Source organism: Amycolatopsis rhabdoformis (assembly GCF_035918295.1).
Classification (GTDB): Bacteria; Actinomycetota; Actinomycetes; order Mycobacteriales; family Pseudonocardiaceae; genus Amycolatopsis; species Amycolatopsis rhabdoformis.
Genome location: NZ_CP142149.1, coordinates 1,708,829 through 1,728,041, shown reverse-complemented (window position 1 = coordinate 1,728,041; position 19,213 = coordinate 1,708,829). Strand labels below are relative to the sequence as shown.

Annotated in this window: 18 protein-coding genes; 16 read left to right on the top strand and 2 right to left on the bottom strand. The window is 71.5% G+C overall.

The window, feature by feature from the left end; all coding sequences use genetic code 11:
• The first annotated feature begins 37 nt into the window (after positions 1–37).
• The 4 genes from VSH64_RS08055 to VSH64_RS08040 are packed head-to-tail and all read left to right on the top strand — an operon-like array spanning position 38 to position 3,343.
• The gene (locus VSH64_RS08055) at positions 38–676 is read left to right on the top strand and encodes an HD domain-containing protein (protein ID WP_326834867.1); all 639 of its coding nucleotides are present in this window, start codon (positions 38–40) and stop codon (positions 674–676) included.
• Positions 677–683: 7 nt separating this feature from the next.
• On the top strand, positions 684–1,922 hold the full coding sequence (locus VSH64_RS08050) for an MFS transporter (RefSeq protein ID WP_326834866.1): 1,239 nt from the start codon (positions 684–686) through the stop codon (positions 1,920–1,922).
• Positions 1,923–1,946: 24 nt separating this feature from the next.
• Positions 1,947–2,864, top strand: coding sequence for an NADP-dependent oxidoreductase (locus VSH64_RS08045; protein ID WP_326834865.1), 918 nt, complete (start codon positions 1,947–1,949; stop codon positions 2,862–2,864).
• Positions 2,861–3,343, top strand: a complete 483-nt coding sequence (locus VSH64_RS08040) for a cupin domain-containing protein (RefSeq protein WP_326834864.1) — start codon at positions 2,861–2,863, stop codon at positions 3,341–3,343. Before VSH64_RS08045 ends, VSH64_RS08040 begins: the two co-directional genes overlap by 4 nt.
• Positions 3,344–3,365: 22 nt before the next feature.
• On the opposite strand, the gene VSH64_RS08035 is transcribed toward VSH64_RS08040, so the two are convergent.
• Positions 3,366–4,103 (bottom strand): TetR/AcrR family transcriptional regulator, encoded by a 738-nt coding sequence (locus tag VSH64_RS08035; protein ID WP_326834863.1) that lies wholly within the window; start codon positions 4,101–4,103, stop codon positions 3,366–3,368.
• 88 nt (positions 4,104–4,191) lie between these two features.
• Here VSH64_RS08035 and VSH64_RS08030 point away from each other — a divergent pair, with 88 nt between their 5' ends.
• Positions 4,192–5,634 (top strand): DHA2 family efflux MFS transporter permease subunit, encoded by a 1,443-nt coding sequence (locus VSH64_RS08030; protein WP_326834862.1) that lies wholly within the window; start codon positions 4,192–4,194, stop codon positions 5,632–5,634.
• Here the strand turns inward: VSH64_RS08030 and VSH64_RS08025 are convergent.
• Complete coding sequence (locus tag VSH64_RS08025; RefSeq protein WP_326834861.1) at positions 5,613–6,647, bottom strand: helix-turn-helix domain-containing protein; 1,035 nt, start codon at positions 6,645–6,647, stop codon at positions 5,613–5,615. The two genes, VSH64_RS08030 and VSH64_RS08025, sit on opposite strands and share 22 nt — an antisense overlap.
• Positions 6,648–6,828: 181 nt before the next feature.
• Here VSH64_RS08025 and VSH64_RS08020 point away from each other — a divergent pair, with 181 nt between their 5' ends.
• The 11 genes from VSH64_RS08020 to mmsB all read left to right on the top strand — a co-directional run bounded on the left by VSH64_RS08020 (position 6,829) and on the right by mmsB (position 19,199).
• Positions 6,829–7,995, top strand: coding sequence for an LLM class flavin-dependent oxidoreductase (locus tag VSH64_RS08020; protein WP_326834860.1), 1,167 nt, complete (start codon positions 6,829–6,831; stop codon positions 7,993–7,995).
• Positions 7,996–8,059: 64 nt separating this feature from the next.
• Positions 8,060–9,028 carry a GNAT family N-acetyltransferase gene (locus VSH64_RS08015; protein ID WP_326834859.1) on the top strand — a complete coding sequence of 323 codons (969 nt, stop codon included), beginning with the start codon at positions 8,060–8,062 and terminating at the stop codon, positions 9,026–9,028.
• A gap of 85 nt (positions 9,029–9,113) precedes the next feature.
• Positions 9,114–9,659 (top strand): hypothetical protein, encoded by a 546-nt coding sequence (locus VSH64_RS08010; RefSeq protein ID WP_326834858.1) that lies wholly within the window; start codon positions 9,114–9,116, stop codon positions 9,657–9,659.
• Between the two features lie 192 nt (positions 9,660–9,851).
• Entirely contained in the window at positions 9,852–10,277 is a 426-nt protein-coding gene (locus VSH64_RS08005) for an MmcQ/YjbR family DNA-binding protein (protein WP_326834857.1), read from the top strand.
• A 102-nt stretch (positions 10,278–10,379) separates the two neighbouring features.
• Complete coding sequence (locus VSH64_RS08000; RefSeq protein ID WP_326834856.1) at positions 10,380–11,408, top strand: LacI family DNA-binding transcriptional regulator; 1,029 nt, start codon at positions 10,380–10,382, stop codon at positions 11,406–11,408.
• A 27-nt stretch (positions 11,409–11,435) separates the two neighbouring features.
• Positions 11,436–13,130, top strand: a complete 1,695-nt coding sequence (araB, locus tag VSH64_RS07995) for a ribulokinase (protein ID WP_407655636.1) — start codon at positions 11,436–11,438, stop codon at positions 13,128–13,130.
• Between the two features lie 10 nt (positions 13,131–13,140).
• The gene (locus VSH64_RS07990; RefSeq protein WP_326834855.1) at positions 13,141–13,818 is read left to right on the top strand and encodes an L-ribulose-5-phosphate 4-epimerase; all 678 of its coding nucleotides are present in this window, start codon (positions 13,141–13,143) and stop codon (positions 13,816–13,818) included.
• 23 nt (positions 13,819–13,841) lie between these two features.
• Complete coding sequence (gene araA, locus VSH64_RS07985) at positions 13,842–15,347, top strand: L-arabinose isomerase (RefSeq protein ID WP_326834854.1); 1,506 nt, start codon at positions 13,842–13,844, stop codon at positions 15,345–15,347.
• A gap of 14 nt (positions 15,348–15,361) precedes the next feature.
• Entirely contained in the window at positions 15,362–16,462 is a 1,101-nt protein-coding gene (chvE, locus tag VSH64_RS07980) for a multiple monosaccharide ABC transporter substrate-binding protein (protein WP_326834853.1), read from the top strand.
• On the top strand, positions 16,459–17,979 hold the full coding sequence (mmsA, locus tag VSH64_RS07975; RefSeq protein ID WP_326834852.1) for a multiple monosaccharide ABC transporter ATP-binding protein: 1,521 nt from the start codon (positions 16,459–16,461) through the stop codon (positions 17,977–17,979). Before chvE ends, mmsA begins: the two co-directional genes overlap by 4 nt.
• Positions 17,976–19,199: a multiple monosaccharide ABC transporter permease gene (gene mmsB / locus VSH64_RS07970; protein ID WP_326834851.1), complete on the top strand. Its 1,224-nt coding sequence runs from the start codon at positions 17,976–17,978 to the stop codon at positions 19,197–19,199. Before mmsA ends, mmsB begins: the two co-directional genes overlap by 4 nt.
• The last annotated feature ends 14 nt before the right edge of the window (positions 19,200–19,213 follow it).

The window sequence follows — 19,213 nt, the reverse complement described above, 5'->3', positions numbered from 1 at the left end:
ACCGATCCGCCGACCGAGAACGGAAGCGCAACCAGCCATGTCAGAGATCATCGCGGGGGTGGAGGTTCCCGAAACGGCAGCGGTCGCGGAAGCCGACCGCCTCATCCGGGAAACGACCAATCCGCTCCTCTACCACCACTCCCGACGGGTGTTCTTCTTCAGCCAGTTCCACGCCCAGCGCCTCGGCGTGAAACCCGACCCGGAACTGCTCTACCTCGCCGCCATGTTCCACGACACCGGCCTCATCACGCCGTTTTCAGACGTGCAGCAGCGCTTCGAGGTCGACGGAGCGGACCACGGCCGGAAGTTCCTGCTGGACCGGGGATTCTCGGAGGCGGCGGCCGACACCGTGTGGACGGCGATCGCCCTGCACACCACACCGGGAATCCCCGGCCGGATGGGCCCGGAAATCGCCACCACGCACCTCGGGGTGCTCACCGACGTGCTCGGCCTCGGTTTCGACGGCCTGGACGTGGCGCAGGTGGAGGAAATTCTCGCCGCGCACCCGCGTGGTGATTTCAAGACGGACTTCCTGCGCACTTTCGTCGATGCGCTCAAGCACCGCCCGGAAACCACCAACGGAACGGTGAACTCCGACATCCTCGAGCACTTCATCCCCGATTTCCGGCGGACCACCACCGTCGAGCGCATCGTCGGCTCTCCCTGGTCGAGCTGACCCCGCCATGACGAACGGTCGACGCGGCCTGGGCCGAGGAGCCTCCTTCGGCCTGCTCGTGGTCGCGAACGTGCTGCTGATGGCGTCCACGAGCGCGCCGTCGCCGATCTACCCGGTGTACCTGCAGCGGTGGGGCTTCTCGGTGACGGTCCTGACGGTGGTGTTCGCCGTGTACGTCGCCGGGCTGGTCGTCGCCCTGCTCACGGTGGGCTCGCTCAGTGACCACATCGGACGCCGGCCGGTGCTGATCGCGTCGCTGCTGGTGGCCGCGGCCGGCACGGCGCTGTTCTGGGCCGCCGACGGTGTCGGTGTGCTCGTGATCGCGCGGATCGTGCAGGGCCTCGCCACCGGCATGGCCACCGGCGCTCTCGCGGCCGAGCTGGTCGAGCTCTCCCCCGCCGACCGCCCGCACCGCGGCCCGATGATGACGGCCGTCGGCACGAGCTTCGGGCTCGCCGCCGGCGGCGGCATCACCGGGCTGCTGGTGCAGGCCGGGCCGCATCCCGACGCGGTGGTGTTCCCGGTGCTCACCGTCGCGTTCCTCGTGGTCGCCGCGCTGGTCGCGGACATCCCCGAGACCGCGGACCGGAGCCCCGGCGTGCTCAAGTCACTGCGGCCGAGCGTCCACGTGCCCCGCGAGACGCGGCGGGCGTTCCTCGGCGCGGTGCCGGCCATCGTCGCGAGCTGGTCGCTCACCGGGCTCTTCCTCGCACTCACTCCGTCGCTGGTCACCGACGTGCTGCACGAGGGCTTCGGCGCCGCGGGCGGCCTCGGCATCGCGGTGCTGTTCCTCGCCAACAGCGCGGGCGGCCTGTGGGCGGCGCGGCACACCGCGCGCGTGGCCACCTTGATGGGGGCGGTCCTGCTGGTCGTGGGCTCGGCGGTCCTCGCCGGCTCGCTGGTCGCCGGCTCCGCCGTGGTGTTCCTCCTCGGCTCCATCCTCGCCGGGCTGGGCGTGGGCCTCACGTTCACCGGGACGCTGCGCGGCATCAGCGCCGCCACCACGGCGAAGGCGCGGTCGGAAGTGTTCTCCGCCGCCTACGTGGTGAGCTACGCGGCCATGAGCCTGCCCTCCCTCGCCGCCGGCCTCGTCGCCCCTTCGTGGGGGCTCGAGGCCACCGGCTACAGCTATCTCGGCTTCGTCGGCGTGTTGTCCGTGACCGCCGCCGTCCTGGCCCGCCGGCCCCGCGGTGCGGACCCCGCGCCCGCCGCGGAGCTGGCCGCTGCCCGGCCGGACCACTCCTGAGCAACCGTCCTGAAAGGACCCGCCATGCAAGCCATCACCGTGCGCGACCAGGAAGCCGGCGTCGCCGGGCTCACCCTCGCCGAGCTGCCCCACCCGCACGCCGCCGAGAACGACGTGATCGTGCGCGTGCACGCCGCCGGCTTCACCCCCGGCGAGCTCGACTGGCCCGCCACGTGGACCGACCGCGCCGGGCGCGACCGCACGCCGAGCGTGCCCGGCCACGAGCTGTCCGGCGTCGTCGCCGAACTGGGCTACGGCACCACCGGCCTGAGCGTGGGGCAGCGCGTGTTCGGCCTCGCCGACTGGGCCCGCGACGGCTCGCTGGCCGAGTACACCGCGGTGGAGGCGCGCAACCTCGCGCCGCTGCCCGCCGACCTCGACCACACCGTAGGCGCGGCGCTGCCGATCTCCGGGCTCACGGCGTGGCAGGGCCTGTTCGACCACGCCGAGCTCGCGGCCGGCCAGACCGTGCTCGTCCACGGCGCGGCCGGCGGCGTCGGCTCGCTCGCCGTGCAGCTCGCCCGCGAGGTGGGTGCGCACGTGATCGGCTCCGGCCGGGCCGCCGACCGCGACCTCGTGCTCGGTCTCGGTGCGAACGCGTTCGTGGACACCGCGGCGCTCGAAGCCGCCGGCCAGGTCGACCTCGTCTTCGACGTGATCGGCGGCGAGGTGTACGACCGCTCGATCCCGCTCGTGCGTCGCGGCGGCACCGTGGTGACCATCGCCGCGCCGCCGGAGACACAGCCGGCCGGCGGCCGCGCCGTGTTCTTCGTGGTCGAGCCGAACCGCGCGCAGCTGACCGAGGTGGCGCAGCGCGTGCGCGACGGTCGGCTGAAGCCGATCGTCGGGGCCGTCCGTCCGCTCGCCGAGGCGCCGGACGCGTTCGCGCGGCGCCACCGGGTGGCCGGGAAGACGATCATCCAGGTCTCGGACGAAGTGTGAACCGTCTGCTCGGCGCCGGGGCCCTGCTGCTGACCGCGGTCGCGGCCGCCGGCTGTTCCTCCGCCGCCGCACCGGGGCCGGCCGCCGCGCCGGCCTCGGCCGCGGCGCCGGTTTCCGCCCCCGCCGCGGCGATGGGCCACCCCGAAGAGACGCTGACGCCGCTGCTCGCCCAGGCGCTGCCGAACGTGGCGGGCAAGACCTTCACCTCAGCGATCGTCACCTTCCCGCCGTCGGCCGGCGCGGCTCCGCACCGCCACGGCGACGCCTTCGTGTACGCCTACGTGCTCGAAGGCACCGTCCGCAGCCGGCTCGAAGGCGAGCCGGCCCGCACGTACCACCAGGGCGAGAACTGGACCGAGCAGCCGGGCGCGCACCACGTCGCCACCGACAACGTGAGCGCGACCGAGCCGGCGAAGCTGCTGGTCGTGTTCGTGGCGACCACGGGCGAACAGCTCAAGGTCGACGACCCGCACGGCTGAGATTGTTCACGGCTGGGCTTGATCATGACGGCGCGGGGACCACCGCGGTCGTGAGGTTGTCCAGCATCAGCGACAGCGTGAAGTCGAAGCGGTCGTGCCCGCTGCCCGAGGTCAGCTCGGCCGCGTGGCGGCGCGTGTTCGGGAAGCGGTCGGCGGGGAGGGCCTCGAACCTCGCGACGAGGTCCTCCCGGCTGAGCACCCAGTCGTCGTCCTGGTGCTGCCGGCGCTGGTGCACGAGGGAGCGTTCCCAGGCGTAGGCGGTCACGTAGACCGTGAGCGAGTCGCGTGCCCACGCCGCCGTCTGCGCGGGCACACCGCCGGCGAGCAGCAGGGCCAGCAGGCCTTCGCTCACGCGCAGGGTCTCCAGGTGCGTCGGCACCATGGCGAGCGCCGCGCGGGACACGCCGGGGTACTTCAGGTACTGGTCACGCAGCTGGGCGTACACATCGTGCAGCTGCTGCCGCCAGCTCGCGGGATCCGGCTCCGGCAGCACGATCTCGGCGCAGAGCCGGCCCAGGAGCAGGTCGTCGAGATCGGTTTTCGTGGTGATGTGCGCGTACAGCGAAGACGGGCCGGTGCCCAGCACGGCCGTGACGCGGCGGATGGTCAGCGCGTCGTACCCCTCGGTGGCCACGACCTGCAGTGCGGCGTCGGTGATGCGCTCGGCCGTGATCGGCTGCTTGCGCGGGGCGGCGGGCGCGGAATCCGCCGTCGGCTGGGCGTGGCGGGTCGCGCGGCGCTGTCGGGAGTCGGCTGGCATACCCCTCACTCTAGCTTGACACGAACTTAGTTCGTCATCTAGAACTTAGTTCGTGACTACTGAACTTAGTTCGTCAAGCGCGGCCCGAGTGGCCTCGCTCCCGTTCGCCCTGCCCCTGCGCCAGGCCTGGTCGGTGCTGGTCGTGGTGGTCGTGGCCGAGCTCATGGACCTCGTCGACACGAGCGTCGCCACCCTCGCCGGCCCCTCGATCCGCGCCGACCTCGGCGGCGGGCCGATGACGCTGCAGTGGGTGCTCTCGGCCTACACCGCGGCGTTCGCGCTCGGGCTCGTCACCTCGGGCCGCCTCGGTGACCTGATGGGTCGCCGGCGTCTGTTCCTCGTCGGCCTGGCCGGCTTCACGCTCGCCTCGCTGGCCTGCGGCCTCGCGCCGAGCGCCGGTTTCCTCATCGGCGCGCGCCTGCTGCAGGGCCTGTTCGGTTCGGTGATGATCCCGCAGGGCCTGGCGCTGGTGAAGATCGTGTTCCCACCCGAGCACCTGCGCAAGGCGCTCATGCCGTTCGGCCCGATCATGGGCCTGGCCACGGTGGCCGGCCCGGTGCTGGCCGGCTGGCTGCTGCACCTGAACCTGTTCGGCAGCGAGTGGCGCTCGATCTTCCTGATCAACGTGCCGTTCGGCATCCTCGCCGGCCTGCTCGCGTGGTTCGTGCTGCCGCGCCACAGCGGCGAGGACCGCACCGCGCGCCTCGACCTGCGCGGCGTCGGCCTGCTCACCGCCGGCTCGGCGCTGCTGATCGTGCCGCTCATCCAGGGCCGCGACCTCGGCTGGCCCGCGTGGACGTACGTGATGCTGGCCGCCGCGGTGGTGGCCTTCGGCCTCTTCGTCGCGTCCGAACGCCGCAGCGCCCACCCGGTGATCGCGCCGTCGTTGTTCCGCAAGCGCAGCTTCGTGGTGGGCCTGCTGATCGTGGGCGGGTTCTACGCGGCGCTGAGCGCGTTCGTGCTGATCCTCAACCTGCTGCTGCAGTCCGGCGTCGGCTGGACACCGCTGCAGACCGGCTTCGCGCTCATCCCGTGGGCCGTCGGCACGGCGGTCGCGACCCTGCTGTCCGGCGCCGTGCTCGCGGCGAAGCTCGGCCGCGTGAACCTCCACTTCGGACTCGCCATCGCGATCGTCGGGCTGCTCGGTCTGGCGTGGTCGATCGCCCACCGGGGCGCCGCGATCACCGTCTGGCAGCTCGCCCCGGCCCTGCTCGTGACCGGTTTCGGCGCGGGCCTGCTGTTCGTGCCGCTGTTCGACTTCGTGCTCGGCGACGCCACCACCGAGGAGGTCGGCACCGGCGCCGGCCTGCTCAACGCCGCCCAGCAGTTCGCCAACGCCGTCGGCGTCGCCGCGCTCGGCACCGTGTTCTTCGCCCGCGTCGGCCGGCCGTCGCCCGCGTCGTACTTCTCCGGAGCCGAGCTGGTGTTCGGCATCTGCGCCGGCGTGTACGTGGTGGTGCTGCTGCTCGTCGGTCTGCTGCCGAAGCACTCGGCCCAGTACCGGGACCCTCAGCCTTCGGCCAGCCCGTAGCGGCGGATGCGCTTGTACAGCGTGCCGCGCGCCATGCCGAGCCGCTGCGCCGCCGCGGTCTTGTTGCCGCCGCACGCCACGAGGATCTCGCGGATGATCTCGGCTTCCGCGTTGTGCAGCGGGTTTTCGTGCCCGGCCGGCGCGAACGCGGTGAAGATCAGCACGCAGCCGTCCTCGAAGCGGCCCGGGGTGACCGGGCGGACGGTGGCGACGCGGCCGTCGGCCAGCGTCAGGTGCGTGGCCGAGGGCCCGGCTTCCCGCAAGGCCGACCAGAGCGTGGCGCGGTCGGGCAGGCCCGGGGCCGGGCCGCCGTCGCTGATCAGGATCTCGCCGTCGAGCGTGAGCACCGTGGTGCCGGGCAGGCCGCGGTAGGTCATGTGGGCGTCGACGAGCCGGCGCTGGCGGGGCGTCGCCGCTTCGCGCAGCGCGGACCGCAGGCGCTCGGCGAAGGCGACCACGGCGGCCATCACGAAGCGGTTGGTGTGCTCGGCGCGGCAGCACACGTTCACCGAACCGAGCAGCAGGCGCGTGACCGGGTCGACGATCGGCGCGGTGGCGCACGTGTAGGGGTGCCAGGCCTGTTTGAAGTGCTCCGCGCCGACCACCATCGACGCCGACCGCACGGCCATCGAGAGCCCGACCCCGCAGGTGCCCACGCCGTCCTCGACGTAGCGGTGGCCGGGCTCCACTTCCACCTGCTGCAGGTCGCGCCGCAGAGCCGGATCCGATTCCCAGCGCCACGTGAGCGTTCCGCGCGGGTCGACGAGCGCCACCGAGGCCGAGTCGCCGACGAGCAGGTCGGCCGTGCCGGGGATGACCTGGCTGCCGACCGCGACGAGCAGCGCACCGGGGTCGTACGCGGCGTCGGCGAGGTCGAGCCGTTCGGGATCGACGCCGGACTGGCGCGAGCGCACCCACGACTCTTCGATCTCCGGGCGCGCCGAGCCTCTTCGGTCGGCTTCGAGGAACTGCTGCCAGACGTCCGAAGACGGCACCGAGGGCACAGCAGTCACCTTCGCTCCTCTCCGGGCGTCGGAAACCCGAGTGTGCAGGATCGGCGAACCGCGCGGCCAGCCCCCGAACGGGCGGGGTGTTCATCTTTTGAACGGTTCCGCCGCGATCCCGTGGCCGCGCGCCGGCCCGGCGCTACCGTCGCCGAAGCGATCACCTTGCCGGCGTTGTCAAGGAGGACTCATGCGTTTCGGCGTCTTCATGGCCCCGTTCCACGCGTCACCGGTCAAGAGCCCGGTGGCGGCCCTGGCCCGCGACATCGAGACGATCAAGCTGCTCGACCGGCTGGGCTACGACGAGGCCTGGATCGGCGAGCACCACTCGTGTGGCGTCGAGCTGATCGCGAGCCCGGAGATCTTCATCGCGCACGTGGCGGCGCAGACCGACACGATCAAGCTCGGCACCGGCGTGCTGTCGCTGCCGTACCACAACCCGCTGTGGGTGGCCGACCGCGCGATCCTGCTCGACCACCTCACGCGCGGCCGGTTCATGCTCGGCCTCGGCCCGGGTTCGCTGCCCACCGACGCGTCGATGATCGGCCTCGACCCGCTGAGCCAGCGCGGCGCGCTCGAAGAGGACACCGACGTGCTGATGCAGCTGCTCAACGGCGCCGAGCCGGTGACGGTGAAGACCGACCGCTACCAGCTGCGCGACGCGTTGTGCCAGCTGCGGCCGTTCACGCAGGGCGGGCTGGAGGTCGGCGTCGCCGCGATCGCGTCGCCTTCGGGGCCGCGCATCGCGGGCAAACACGGCCTGAGCCTGCTGTCGATCGGCGCGACGCTGACCGGCGACCTCGACCTGCTGGCTCAGCACTGGGACGTCGCCGAGGAGCGGGCCGCACAGTTCGGCACCGCGATGAACCGTGACGGCTGGCGTCTCGTCGGCCCGATGCACCTGGCCGAAACGAAGGAACAGGCCTACGCCGAGGTCGAGCACGGACTCGACGACTGGTGCGACTACCTGCAGCACGTGGCCGCCGTGCCCCACTTCGAACCCGGCGGCGCGACGTTCACCGAGCGCGTGGACTGGATCAACGCCAGCGGTATCGGCGTGATCGGCACGCCGGAGGACGCGATCCGCCAGATCGGCGCGCTGGAAGCGCAGTCGAAGGGCGGGTTCGGCTCGTACCTGATGATGGCGCACGAATGGGCCACGCCGGCCGCGACAGCACGGCACTACGAGCTGTTCGCCGAAGCCGTGGCGCCGCACTTCCAGCAGCGCCTCGACCGGCTCGCCGCCACCGAGGCGCACGCGAAGAAGCTGCGCGCCGAGCTGCACAGCCGCCAGGGCCAGGCGCTGGAGGAGGCGAAAGCCCGCCACGACGCGGAGAAGTCGGCGCACTCGGCCTGAGCTTTCGCGGCCGGCGCGGAAATTGCGGCGACAGCGAGCCGGAGGGTGAATTACTTTCGGCCGCATGCGCACCGAGTCCCTCACGTGGCGGCCGCTCACCCGCGGCGACGCCCAGGCTTCGGCCGATCTGCTCAACGCCATGGACGCCGTGGACGGGATCGGTGAGCTCTACACGGCCGAAGACACGCTGCAGGAGCTGATCGACCCCGGTGCGGACCTCGAACGCGCGAGCCTCGCGGTCTTCGCCGGGGACGTGATGGTGGGCTTCATGAAGATCCGCTACAAGCGGTTCGCCGAAGAGACCCACCGCGTGCTGCTCGACGGCGGCGTCCACCCAGACCACCGGCGTCGCGGCTTGGGCACCACGCTGGTGGAAGCCGGTGTGGCGGCAGCGAAAACGCTGCACGACCTGCACCACCCGACGCTGAAGCTCGCGATCGACGTCTACCGGGCCGAGGGGATCGCCGGGCTGGCCGAGCTGCTGCGCGGCCGGGGTTTCACGCCGGCGCGCTACTTCCAGCGGATGGAGCGCTCGCTCGCCGCGGTGCCCGCCGCGCCCACGATCCCCGACGGACTGCGGCTCGAACCGTGGTCGGCCGGCACCGACGAGGATTTCCTGGCCGCCCGCAACGAGGCGTTCCGCGACGTCTGGGGTGCCCCGGCGCTGCCGCTGGACTTCTGGCGCAACAAGTTCACCAACCACACCCTGCGGCCCGAGGCCAGTTTCCTGGTGCGGGACACCGCGACCGGGACGCCGGCGGGGATGTTGGTGACCAACCACTGGCCGGCCGACGCGGAGGTCACCGGCGTGCGCGACGCGCACGTGATGGCGCTGGGCACGGTTCCGGCGTGCCGCGGCCGCGGTGTCGCGACCGCGCTGATCGCGCACGCGCTGCGCGCCGCCGCCGAGCACGGGTTCGAGCGCATGAGCCTCAACGTGGACTCGGCGGGCCCCGCCGGCACGTCCGGGATCTTCGCGCGAGCGGGCTTCACGCCGAAGACGCGCTACGTCCGGTGGGCGCTCGAGGCCTGAGGTCACCTCTCGCAGATGAAGCCGTTCGCGGCGCGCGCGGCGAAAACTCGCCATGAGGCACGCCACCCAGAACGGAGGCACACCCATGACGATCGGACCCATCCAACTCGTCGTGCTGGGATTTCCGGACCCGGACTTCCACGGCGCGATCATCACCGAGCTCGAACGCCTGCGGGAGAACGACACCGTCCGCGTGGTCGACGCGCTCGCCGTGCACAAGGATTCCGAAGGCGAGATCGAGGTCGCGCACCTGAGCAACATCAGCGACGAGGAAGCCGTGGAACTCGGCAGCAAGGTCGGGGCGCTGATCGGCCTCGGCATCGACGGTGAGGAAGGCATGGCGGCCGGCGCGGTCGCCGGCGCCGAGGAGGCCGCGGACGGCATCGAGGTGTTCTCCGACGAGGACGCCTGGGACGTGCTGGAAGAGATTCCGGACGGTTCCGCGGCCGCCGTGGTGCTGCTGGAACACCGGTGGGCCATCCCCCTGCGCGACGCCATCGCGTCGGCGGGCGGGTTCCGCATCTCCGACGGCTTCGTGAGCCCGCTCGACCTGGTCGCCATCGGCCTGGTCACCGCGGAGGAAGCGCAGCAGCTGCACGCGTTCGAGACCGCCACCCCCAGCCGCGCCTGAGTCAGGAGGCCCCACCATGTTCGGATCACGCAGGGTCGCGCGCCGCACGTCCCGGCGAACCGCACGGCGCATGATGCGCCGCCGGCGCTGAACCCCCACCGGTGCCGCGCGGGCTCCCGTCCGCGCGGCACCGGTTCCGCGTCCGAAGTGGACCTTCCGGCGGCCGCTGGACTCCGCTCCTAGACTGACCCCATGCCCGACGACAACCGCCCCGCGTGCGTGGAGGACGTCCACGAGCTCGCGCTCGGGATGCCCCACGTGACCGTGTGGCCCGGCACCGAGCACAAGCCGGTGTACCAGGTCGGCGGCAAGTCGTTCGTGTTCTTCCGCAACCCCCGCCCCGACGCGGTCGATCCGGAGACCGGCGAACGCTACCCGGACGTGATCGTGTTCTGGGTGCCCTCCGACGGCGACAAGGAAGCGCTCGTGCAGGACGAGGGCTCTCCGTTTTTCACCACCCCGCACTTCAACGGCCACCTGTCGGTGCTCGTGCGCGCGAGCCGCCTCGGCGAGGTCAGCCGGGGTGAGCTGGCGGAAATCGTGCAGGAGGCGTGGCTCTCGCGCGCGTCGGCGCGGCGAGGGGCGCTGTGGCTCGCCGATCAGGAGACCAGGTCGTAACCGACCCGAGTCTTGACCGGGCGACTGTTATCGCTAACACTATGCCCTCGAAAGTGCACTCGAACGAGTGACGCGCGACACCTGGAAGGGGGCGGTGCCGGCATGGCGGCAGGAACGGCGGGCGACCGGCAGGCGAGCCTGACGGACGTGGCCGGGCTCGCGGGCGTGTCCCACATGACCGTGTCGCGGGTAATCAACGGCACCGGCCCGGTGCGGCCGGAGACCCGGGCGCGGGTGCTCGCCGCGGTCGAGGAACTGGGCTACCGCCCCAATTCCGCGGCCCGCGCGCTCGTGACGGGACGCTCCGGCACCCTCGGCGTGGTCGCCCTCGAGTCCAACTTGTACGGACCCGCGAGCACCCTGCACGGCATCGAGAACGCCGCCAGGGAAGCCGGGTACGCCATCACGATCTCGAGTGTGAGCCGGCCGGGCCGCTCGTCCATCGCCGACGCGGTGGAAAGCCTGCGGCGCCAGGCGGTGGAAGGCATCGTGGTGATCGCTCCGCACGTCACCGCCGGGCAGGCGCTGGCCGGGGTGCCCGAGGCGGTGCCGGTGGTGGCCGTGGGCGGCGGCGAGTCCGCGCCGGTGCCGGTGATCTCCGTGGACCAGTACGACGGGGCCCGCCGCGCGACCGAGCACCTGCTCGCGCTCGGGCACCGCACGGTGTGGCACATCGCCGGACCGGAGGACTGGCTGGAGGCGCTCGACCGCGAGCGTGGCTGGCGCGCGACGCTGGAGCGCCACGGCGCCGAGGTGCCGCCCGTGATCCGCGGCGACTGGAGCCCGGCGTCCGGCTACGCCGCGGGCCGGACGCTGGCCGCCAAGGTCACCGGCAAGAAGGGCGGGCTGGACGCCGTGTTCGCCGCCAACGACCAGATGGCACTCGGGCTGCTGCGCGCGTTCACCGAGGCCGGCATCTCCGTGCCGGGCGACGTGCACGTGGCGGGCTTCGACGACGTGCCCGAGGCGGCGTACTTCACGCCGCCGCTGACCACGGTGCGCCAGGACTTCATCGAGGTCGGCCGGCGCACGTTCGGCCTGCTGACCGAGCGCATGGGCGGCGGCGACCGCTCCGTGCGCCACCTGGTCGAACCCGAGCTGATCGTCCGGGAGAGCACCGGACCCCGCTGAGCGCGGTCCCCACCGAAGGAGAACTCCGTGTCCCCGTACTCTCCGAATGTTAACGCTAACATTCGGGATCCCCTCACGATCGGCGTCGACTTCGGCACGCTCTCGGGCCGCGCCGTCGTGGTCCGCGTGTCCGACGGTGCCGAGCTCGGCACCGCCGTGTACGAGTACCCGCACGGCGTGCTCGACCGGACGCTGCCGGCGACCGGCGCGCCGCTGCCGCCGGAGTGGGCCCTGCAGGTGCCCGCGGACTACCTCGGCGTGCTGCGCACCGCCGTGCCCGAAGCGTTGCGCGAAGCCGGCGCCGATCCCGCCGACGTGGTCGGCCTGGCCACGGACTTCACCGCCTGCACGGTCGTGCCGACCACTGTGGACGGCACCCCGCTGTGCGAGCTGGCCGAGTTCGAGGGCGAACCGCACGCGTACGTGAAGCTGTGGCGCCACCACGCCGCGCAGCCGCAGGCCGACCGGATCAACGCGCTGGCCCGCAAGCGCGAGGAGAAGTGGCTGCCGCGCTACGGCGGCCTGATCTCCTCGGAGTGGGAGTTCGCGAAAGCGTTGCAGGTGCTCGAAGACGCGCCCGAGGTCTACGCGGCCACGGCGCACTGGGTCGAGCTGGCCGACTGGATCGTCTGGCAGCTCACCGGCAACTACGTCCGCAACGCCTGCACCGCCGGTTACAAGGGCATCCTGCAGGACGGCGAATACCCGAGCGCCGAGTTCCTGGCCGAGCTCAACCCCGGCTTCGCGGACTTCGTGACCGCCAAGCTCGACCGGCCGCTCGGGCGCCTCGGCGACCGCGCCGGCTCGCTCACGGCCGAGGCGGCGGCGTGGACCGGGCTGCCGGAGGGCATCGCCGTGGCGGTCGGCAACGTCGACGCGCACGTGACCGCCCCGGCGGCACGGGCCGTGGAGCCCGGCCGGCTGGTCGCGATCATGGGCACCTCGACCTGTCACGTGCTCAACGCCGAAGAGCTGCGGGAAGTCCCCGGCATGTGCGGGGTGGTCGAGGGCGGGATCGTGCCCGGGCTGTGGGGCTACGAGGCCGGGCAGAGCGGCGTCGGCGACATCTTCGGCTGGTTCGTGGAGCACGGGGTGCCGCCGCGCTACCACGAAGAAGCCCGCGAGCAGGGTGTTTCGCTGCACGAGCACCTCACCGCGCTGGCCGCCGAGCAGCCGATCGGCGCGCACGGGCTGCTCGCCCTCGACTGGCACAGCGGCAACCGCTCGGTGCTGGTGGACCACGAGCTGTCCGGGGTCGTGCTCGGCCAGACGCTCGCGACGCGCGCCGAGGACACCTACCGGGCGCTGCTGGAGGCCACCGCCTTCGGCACCCGCACGATCATCGAGGCGTTCCGGCGGTCGGGCGTGCCGGTGACCGAGCTGGTGGTCGCCGGCGGCCTGGTGCGCAACACCTTCCTGATGCAGCTCTACGCCGACGTGGTGAACCTGCCGCTGTCGGTGATCGGCTCCACGCAGGGCCCGGCGCTCGGCTCCGCCATCCACGCGGCCGTGGCGGCGGGCGCGTACCCGGACATCACCGCGGCCGCCCAGGCGATGGGCTCGGCGCGGGGCGCGGTGTACCGGCCCGTGCCCGAGAACGCCGCCGCCTACGACCGGCTCTACGCCGACTACCGCGAGCTGCACGACCACTTCGGCCGCGGCGGCAGCGAAGTGCTGCACCGCCTGGCCGCCCGCCGCCGGGAAGCGGCCACGCCCGCGTGAAAGGACAGTCATGTCGCTGACCGACGAGCTGCTCGGCACCGTTGCCGAACTGCGCCGCACCGTCGCGGACCTGCACGGCGAGCTCACCCGCAACGAGCTGGTCGCCTGGACCGCGGGCAACGTCTCGGCGCGCGTGCCGGGGCGCGAACTGATGGTGATCAAGCCGTCCGGGGTGTCCTACGACGACCTGTCGGCCGACTCGATGGTGGTCACCGATCTGCACGGCCGGCTGCAGCACGGCGAGCTCGCGCCTTCGTCCGACACCGCGGCCCACGCGTACGTGTACCGGCACCTGCCCGAGGTCGGCGGCGTCGTGCACACGCATTCCACCTACGCCACCGCATGGGCCGCGCGCGGCGAGCCGATCCCGTGTGTGCTCACGATGATCGCCGACGAGTTCGGCGGCGAGATCCCGGTCGGGCCGTTCGCGTTGATCGGCGACGACTCGATCGGCCGCGGCATCGTCGAGACGCTCAAGACCAGCCGCTCCCCCGCGGTCCTCATGCGCAACCACGGCCCGTTCACCGTCGGGCGCACCGCGCGCGCCGCGGTGAAGGCGGCGGTGCTGGTGGAGGACGTGGCCCGGACCGTCCACAAAGCCTTCGAACTCGGTGCGCCCACGCCGTTGCCGGCCGAAGACGTGGACCGGCTCTACGCGCGCTACCAGAACGTCTACGGCCAGCGCTGAGCCGGCCGACCCCAAGGAGAAGAATGCCTTCGCAGAACAAACCCCAGGTCTGGTTCCTCACCGGAAGCCAGGCGCTCTACGGCGAGGAGACACTCGAGCAGGTCGCCGGGCAGTCGCTGGAGATCCAGCGGTTGCTGGCCGCGTCGGGCCGGCTTTCGGCGGAGCTGGTCGGCAAACCCGTGTTGACCGAGGCCTCGGCGATCCGCCGGCTGCTGCTCGAAGCCAACGCCGATGCCGCGTGTGTGGGCGTGATCGCCTGGATGCACACCTTCTCGCCGGCGAAGATGTGGATCGCCGGCCTCGACGCGCTGCGCAAACCGTTGCTGCACCTGCACACCCAGCTCAACGAAGCGCTGCCGTGGCAGAGCATCGACATGGACTTCATGAACCTCAACCAGGCCGCGCACGGCGACCGCGAGTTCGGGCACGTGCTCACGCGGCTCTCGGTGCCGCGCAAGACCGTGGCCGGGCACGCGGGTGACCCGGTGGTGGTCGACCGGATCGACGCGTGGCAGCGGGCCGCGATCGGCGCCGACCACCTGCGGGAGCTGCGGCTGGCGCGCTTCGGCGACAACATGCGCGACGTCGCGGTGACCGAAGGCGACAAGGTCGAGGCGGAGCTGCGGTTCGGCGTCTCGGTGAACACCTACGGCGTGAACGATCTGGTCGAGCTCGTGGACGGGGTGTCCGAAAAGGACACCGGTGAGCTGGTCGCCGAGTACGCCGAGGCCTACGACCTGGTGTCGGAGCTCGCGGCCGACGGCGCGCGCCACGAATCGCTGCGGTACGCGGCGAAGGTCGAGCTCGGTTTGCGACAGTTCCTGACCGATGGCGGGTTCGGCGCGTTCACCACGAACTTCGAGGACCTCGGCGGGCTGCGGCAGCTGCCGGGCCTGGCCGTGCAACGGCTGATGGCCGACGGCTACGGCTTCGGCGGCGAAGGCGACTGGAAGACCTCCGCACTGCTCGCCGCGGTGAAGGCGATGGGCGCGGGCACCGGGCGCGGCACGTCGTTCATGGAGGACTACACCTACCACTTCGGGCCCGGCGAACCGAAGATCCTCGGCGCGCACATGCTCGAGGTCTGCCCGAGCATCGCCGCCGCGCGCCCGTCGTGCGAGATCCACCCGCTCGGCATCGGCGGCCGCGAGGACCCGGTCCGGCTGGTGTTCGACGCCGCGTCCGGCCCCGGCGTGGTGCTCGGCCTGGCCGACCTCGGCGACCGGTTCCGCCTGGTGGCCAACGAGATCGAGGTCGTGCCGCCCGACGAGCCGCTGCCGCGGCTGCCGGTCGCGCGCGCCGTGTGGCGGCCCGCGCCTTCGCTGGCGACCTCCGCCGAATCGTGGATCACCGCGGGCGCGCCGCACCACACCGTGCTGACCCAGGCGGTGCCGGTCGAGACGATCCGCGACTTCGCCGACCTGCTCGGGGTCGAACTGCTCACCATCGACGCCGCCACCACCACCTCCGGCTTCGCCGACCGGATCCGCTGGAACCAGGCCTACCACCGGCTCGCCCAGGGCTTCTGAAAGGAGCACGAACAATGAAGTTCACCCGAGGAATCCGCACTGTCACCGTCGCCGCACTGGCCTTCACGCTCGCCGCGTGCGGGTCGAGTGTGAAGACCGCCGACCAGGCGCCCGCGCCCGGCTCGTCGGCCGGCGCGCTCGTGGGGGTCACCATGCCCACGAAGTCGTCGGAGCGGTGGATCCACGACGGCGACAACATCAAGTCGGCGCTGGAGAAGCTGGGCTACAAGGTCGACCTGCAGTACGCGGAGAACGACATCCCCACGCAGGTCAACCAGATCGAGAACCAGATCACCAAGGGCGCGAAGCTGCTCGTGATCGCCTCGATCGACGGCACCGCGATCACCACGCAGCTGCAGGAGGCGGCCGACCACAAGATCCCGGTGATCGCCTACGACCGGCTGCTGCTCAACAGCCCGAACGTGGACTACTACGCGACCTTCGACAACTACAAGGTCGGGGTGGAGCAGGCGGACTCGCTGATCAAGGGCCTCGGCACCGGACCGGGCCCCTTCACCATCGAACTGTTCGGCGGCTCGCCGGACGACAACAACGCGACGTTCTTCTTCAACGGCGCCATGTCCGTGCTCAAACCGCTGATGGACAGCGGCAAGCTCGTGGTGAAGAGCGGCCAGACCACGTTCGCGCCCACCGCGATCCTGCGCTGGGACCCGGCCACCGCGCAGCGGCGCATGGAGGACCTGCTCACCAAGACCTACGGCGGCGGCGCGAAGGTCGACGGCGTGCTCTCGCCGTACGACGGCCTCTCGATCGGCATCCTCTCGGCGCTCAAGAGCAACGGTTACGGCACCGCCGGCCAGCCCTACCCGGTCGTGACCGGGCAGGACGCCGAGGTCGCGTCGGTGAAGTCGATCATCGCCGGTGAGCAGTACTCCACGGTGTTCAAGGACACCCGCAAGCTCGCCGACGTGACGGTGAAGATGGCCGACTCGGTGCTCAAGGGCACCAAGCCGGAGGTGAACAACACCACCGACTACAACAACGGCAAGAAGGTCGTGCCGTCGTACCTGCTGCAGCCCGTGGTCGTGGACAAGTCCAACTACCAGAAGGAACTGCTCGACTCCGGCTACTACACCGCGGGCCAGCTCAAGTGACGGAGCTGCTCGGCATGCGCGGGATCACCAAGACCTTCCCCGGGGTCACCGCGCTCGCCGACGTGACCCTTTCCGTGCGCCGCGGGGAGATCCACGCGATCTGCGGGGAAAACGGCGCCGGGAAGTCGACGCTGATGAAGGTGCTCTCGGGCGTGCACCCGCACGGCAGCTACGACGGCGAGATCCGGTTCGAGGACGAGACGTGCGCGTTCGGCTCGGTGCGCGACAGCGAACGCCGCGGCATCGTGATCATCCACCAGGAGCTCGCGCTGTGCGGGCAGCTCTCGATCGCGGAGAACATCTTCCTCGGCAACGAGCGGGCAAAGCGCGGGTTCATCGACTGGAACCGCACCAACCACGAGGCCGGCGAGCTGCTGCGGCGCGTCGGCCTCGCGGAGAACCCGGTCACGCCGGTGCGCGACCTCGGCGTGGGCAAGCAGCAGCTCGTGGAGATCGCGAAGGCGCTGTCGAAGCAGGTGAAGCTGCTCATCCTCGACGAGCCGACCGCCGCGCTCAACGACGACGACTCCGAGCACCTGCTCGAGCTGCTGCGCGGATTGCGGGACGAGGGCGTGACGTCGGTGATCATCTCGCACAAGCTCGGCGAGGTGATCGCGATCGCCGACACCGTGACGATCCTGCGCGACGGGCGCACGATCGAAACGCTCGACGCGGCCGGGCTCACCGAGGAGCGGCTCATCACCGGCATGGTCGGGCGCGACCTCGAACACCGGTTCCCGCCGCGCGTGCCCGACATCGGGGACGAGGTGCTGCGGATCGAGGACTGGACCGTGCACAGCCCCACCCAGCCCGGCCGGGTCGTGGTCGACCGCGCCAACCTCACGCTGCGGCGCGGGGAGGTGGTCGGCCTCGCCGGGCTGATGGGTGCCGGCCGAACCGAGCTGGCGATGAGCGTGTTCGGGCACTCCTACGGCACGGGCATCTCGGGCCGGCTGGTGAAGGACGGCGTGCCGATCGACGTGCGCTCGGTGCGCGACGCCGTGCGCCACGGCATCGCCTACGCCACCGAGGACCGCAAGCGCTACGGGCTCAACCTGATCGAGGACGTGCAGCGCAACGTGTCGGCGGCCGGGCTCGGCAAGCTCGCCCGCCGGGGCTGGGTCAACGAGCACGCCGAGCACGACACGGCCGCGCGGTTCCGGCGCGACCTGCGGATCAAGGCGCCGACCGTGCGCAGCGTGACCGGGAAGCTCTCGGGCGGCAACCAGCAGAAAGTGGTGCTGGCCAAGTGGATCTTCACCGACCCGGACGTGCTGATCCTCGACGAGCCGACCCGCGGCATCGACGTCGGTGCGAAGTTCGAGATCTACTCGATCATCAACTCCCTTGCCGCGCAAGGGAAGGCGGTCCTGGTCATCAGCTCCGAGCTGCCGGAGCTGCTCGGCCTGTGCGACCGGATCTACGCGCTGTCCGCGGGCCGGGTGACCGGTGAGGTCGCCCGGGCGGACGCCACCCAGGAGCTGCTGATGCAGTACATGACGAAGGAACGGGAATGACCACAACGGACACGGCCCGGCCGGCCGCTCCCCCGGCCGCGCCCGGAGGACGGCGGATTTCGATCAACCCGCGCCAGAGCGGCATCTACGTCGCCTTCGCGCTGATCGTGGTGCTGTTCGAGGTGCTCACGGGCGGCGCGTTGCTGGAGCCGCAGAACATCTCCAACATCATCGTGCAGAACTCCTACGTGCTGATCCTCGCGATCGGCATGATCCTGGTGATCATCTCCGGCCACATCGACCTCTCGGCCGGGTCCGTGGTCGCGATGACCGGCGCCGTGTCCGCGGTGCTGATGGTGAACCTGCATGTGCCGTGGCCGCTGGCGGTGCTCATCACGCTGGTGACCGGCGCGGTGATCGGCGCGTGGCAGGGCTACTGGGTCGCCTACTTCGGGATCCCGGCGTTCATCGTGACGCTGGCCGGGATGCTGGCGTTCCGCGCATTGACGCTGACCGTGCTGGGCAACCAGGGCATCGGCCCGTTCCCCGACGCGATCCGCACGCTGTCCAACGGCTTCACCGACGGCTACCTCGGCAACATCGGGCTCGGGCCGCTCGGCGGCGCCGACCTGGTGAGCCTGATCGTCGGGGTGCTCACCGTCGGCGCGATCGCGGTGACCCAGCAGCGCAAGCGCTCCGCGCGGCTCGGGTATGGGCAGGACGTGGACCCGTACCCGGTGTTCGTCGCGAAGGTCGCCGGCGCGGCGATCCTGGTGCTCGCCGTGGTGGTGCAGCTCGCGCGGTTCAAGAACCTGCCGTGGGTGCTGATCCTGCTGGCCGTGCTGGTGGTGGGCTACTCGCTGGTGGCGGGCCGGTCGGTGTTCGGCCGGCACATCTACGCGGTGGGCGGCAACCTGCAGGCCGCGACGCTGTCCGGCGTGAAGGTGAAGTCGGTGGCGTTCTGGATCTTCGTGAACATGGGCGTGCTGGCCGCGCTCGCCGGGATCATCTTCGCCGGGCGGCTCAACCAGGCCGGTCCGACGGCGGGCGTGAACTTCGAGCTCGACGCGATCGCAGCCGCGTTCATCGGCGGCGCGGCCGTGCAGGGCGGGGTCGGCAAGGTCGTCGGCGCGATCACCGGCGGCCTGATCATGGCGGTGATCAACAACGGCATGTCGCTGATCGGCGCGCCGAGCGAGCGCGTGATGCTGGTGAAGGGCGTGGTGCTGCTGGCGGCGGTCGCCTACGACATCTGGACGAAGCGGCGCGGCACGGCCTAGGCGGCACGGCCCAG